Annotated in this window: 2 protein-coding genes; one reads left to right on the forward strand and one right to left on the reverse strand. The window is 59.1% G+C overall.

Annotated elements, in window-relative coordinates; genetic code table 11:
- The first annotated feature begins 54 nt into the window (after nt 1-54).
- On the forward strand, nt 55-2307 hold the full coding sequence (locus tag HOC_RS20170) for a TonB-dependent receptor family protein (RefSeq protein ID WP_051625168.1): 2253 nt from the start codon (nt 55-57) through the stop codon (nt 2305-2307).
- A 179-nt stretch (nt 2308-2486) separates the two neighbouring features.
- Here the strand turns inward: HOC_RS20170 and HOC_RS20175 are convergent, their stop codons facing one another.
- Nucleotides 2487-3176 carry a DUF6629 family protein gene (locus HOC_RS20175; RefSeq protein ID WP_051625169.1) on the reverse strand — a complete coding sequence of 230 codons (690 nt, stop codon included), beginning with the start codon at nt 3174-3176 and terminating at the stop codon, nt 2487-2489.
- Nucleotides 3177-3351: the final 175 nt, after the last annotated feature.

Raw genomic sequence — 3351 nt, forward strand, 5'->3', positions numbered from 1 at the left:
TTGCCCAACGTATTAGAATGCAACTTATTCTCAATAAGGCGTGCGAGGGCAAAGATGTATCATCTCAAGGGCGGCGTCCTGACGGCATCTGCGGTGATGCTGGTATTTTCAGCAGGCGCCCAGGCAGAAGCGGTCCGGGACGGCGACGATCATTATCGTCTCCTGTCAACCATCGTCGTGACCGGCTCGCCGGAGGCCGCGCTGGAAGTGGCGGGATCTGTCTCTTTCCTGACCGATACTGACCTGTCGATCCAGTCGCAGAGCGATGTATTGCGCATCCTGCGGGCCGTGCCGGGAGTGAATCTGCAGGAAGAAGACGGCTATGGCCTCAGGCCGAATATTGGCCTGCGCGGATCGGGTTCCGACAGATCTTCCCGGGTTGCGCTGATGGAGGATGGCGTGCCGATCTCGCCAGCGCCTTATGCCTCGCCGTCAGCCTATTATTTCCCGACCATCGCGCGTATGAGCGCTGTCGAAGTGACCAAGGGCCCGGCGGCAATACTTTATGGACCGCGCACGACTGGCGGGGCGTTCAACATGTTCTCCACGCCCGTGCCGAACAGCCCGCAGGGTTATGGCCAGGTGTTTATCGGGACGAATGACCGCCAGCGCGTCCATCTGAGGGCCGGCGGCAAGACGTCCGTCGCCGCCGACTGGCAGCTGGGCGGGCTGGTTGAAGTTTTCAGCGATGAGACCGACGGTTTCAAGCGGCTGGACAATGGCGGTCCGACGGGTTTCGACGCCGACGACCTGGTGGTCAAGTTTGGCGCCTATCAGGACGAAGGCATGACGCCGCAAAGTCTTGAGCTGAAGTACCAGACGCGAAAGGAGACCTCGAACGAAACCTATCTGGGCCTTACTCTGAACGATTTCCGCACCGATCCGTTTCGCCGCTATGATGCGAGTGCCGATGATGTATTCCGCGGTGAAAACGAATTGCTCCAGCTGACGCACAAGATTGAACTTGTTCCTGAACTGAGCCTGACGACGCTCGCCTACCGTCACGATTTTGCGCGCAACTGGTACAGGCTACAAGGTATCAACGCGGCCGGCACGGGTGCGAGCAACGATATGTCAATCTCCGCGGTCATCGCCGATCCGGTTACCAATGCGGCCGAGTACGCTCTGGCGACAGGCGCGTTGAGTCTTGACAATTCCATTGTCTACCGGGCGAACCGCCGGGCCTATTATAGCCAGGGCGTCCAGTCGGTCCTGAACTGGGAGACAGCCTTCGCTGGTGCCGGTCATGAACTGACTGTGGGCATTCGCGTGCATGAAGACGAGGAAGATCGTTTCCAGGAAGAAGATGCATATCGCCTCGAAGGCGGCCAGCTGGTCCTGACAACAGCCGGTGCCGCCGGCAGTCAGGCGAACCGGGTCTCTACCGGTCAGGCATTGGCTGTTTTCGTGCAGGATAAACTGACGGCCGGTCGCCTGTCGCTGACAGGCGGCGCGCGCTTTGAAGACTACAGTCTGGTGCGCAACGACTATGCGACAGGCGATCCGACACGCCGTTCCGGCGCGACAGGCGTGCGCGAACTGTCCGACAGTGTCGTCGTTCCAGGCCTGAGCGCGCTCTATGATGTCAGTGATGAACTGACGCTGCTGGCCGGCGTGCATCGCGGTTTCGCCATCGCCAGCCCGGGCACGACGAAGGCCGATGTCGAAGAAAGCGTCAACTGGGAATTTGGTGGGCGTTTGGCGCACGGAAGTTTCGAAATGGAAGTCATCGCGTATTTCAACGACTATTCGAACCTGCTCGGTACCTGCACGGCGTCGTTCGGCGGCGACTGTACTGTGGGTGACCAGTTCAACGGCGGTGAAGTGAGCGTGCAAGGCCTCGAAGTCACAGCCAGATGGGATGCGGCAACCCTTTTGGGGGCAGACTTCGCCCTTCCGCTGGGGCTCGTCTACACGCTCACAGATGCAGAATTCCAGCGGAGTTTCGAGAGCGACTACGAACCCTGGGGTGATGTTGTCGCCGGGGACAAGTTGCCCTATGTGGCCGACCAACAGCTGACATTGAACGCAGGTGTCGAGACCAACCGCTGGGGGGCGGATATGTCGGCCAACTATGTGTCCGATGCACGGGCGCGGGCTGGGCAGGGTGCAATCCGGGCGGCGCAACTCATCGAGGCGCGTTGGGTGGCGGATGCCGCAATATGGATTGACCTGACGGATCGCATCCGCGTGCGGGTCAAGGCCGAGAACCTTTTCGACGATGTGTATGTTGCCTCAATAGACCCGGCCGGTCTTCGCCCGGGAAAGCCGTTTGAATTCCTCGTGGGCGTTGAGCTTTCTTTCTGAGGGGCGCAGAAGGCGCCGGTCTTCACCCACTCCCAGAGCGCTGCACCTACGTCCGCCACTTTGCGACACGAGCCGACGCTGCGCGCGCCAAACACTGCTCGAAACGACTGCTCACACGTGTCAGGCGGGCGGTGTCAATGCCGGCAATGGCGAATGGGTCGAGTGCCATCACTTCTGGCTCACGCAGGTGTTGTTTGAGGTCGTGTGCCGTGTTTCGAACCGTCACCCCGGTACATCATCCAGACCAGATAGGATGACATGACCGCCCCGCCGAAACAGAAGACCGAAACATAGGCGTATGCGAAGAACGTATAGGTTGTGATGAGAACGCCAAACGCGAGAAAACCGAAGATACGCACGCCGCGTACCGATGATAGTAAAAGTGGCAGGATCACAACTGACACATAGATCGCATAGGTAATCTCTCGGCGTCCGACAAAATCGAGGAGTTCGGTGCCTTCATAGACGATTACATGCGACAGGAAGCGGGTATTGAGCCAGCCCTCGTGCGCAAAATAGGGAATGTATTGCAGTGCGCCCAACATCGCGCCGGCTATTACGAAGACGAGGAAATAGGGTTTACGCCGGGCCGGTTCGAGGGCGAAGGTCGAGACCGGAATCCAGACCGGCCAGGCCAACCAGGAAAAAAACATGTATAGGAGAGAGGCACTTGCGATCAGTTCGGTGTTCTGGCTGGACCCGGCGACCCAGACCACGCCTTCGGCCAATTGTTGAATTCCAAACAACAGCGGCAGGGTTGCCAGCGGCAGATAGCGCCGGTCGCCCCGCCAGGCTTGCCGCATGCTGAGCATGCCTGCTGGAATAAGACCAGCGGCGGCGATGAAACTGACTTCTGCTGACAGACACATATGATTGTCCTCCCGGATTGCTTGTTAGGTGTTCAGGACATGCGCCTGCGAAATAGCCAGGCGCCTGCAGTGAGCGTTACGACCGCGATCACCGCCATGGGCCAGGTGTGATGGATGAAGAGTTCGGCGGGCGCATCTTTCATGTAGACGGCCTTGCTGATCACGATGAAATGCA

It is taken from the genome of Hyphomonas oceanitis SCH89 (assembly GCF_000685295.1).
Lineage (GTDB): Bacteria > Pseudomonadota > Alphaproteobacteria > Caulobacterales > Hyphomonadaceae > Hyphomonas > Hyphomonas oceanitis.

Coding starts and splice junctions, on each gene's coding strand:
- HOC_RS20170 (WP_051625168.1), top strand. CDS start 55: ATGTATCATCTCAAGGGCGGCGTCCTGACGGCATCTGCGGTGATGCTG.
- HOC_RS20175 (WP_051625169.1), bottom strand. CDS start 3,176: ATGTGTCTGTCAGCAGAAGTCAGTTTCATCGCCGCCGCTGGTCTTATT.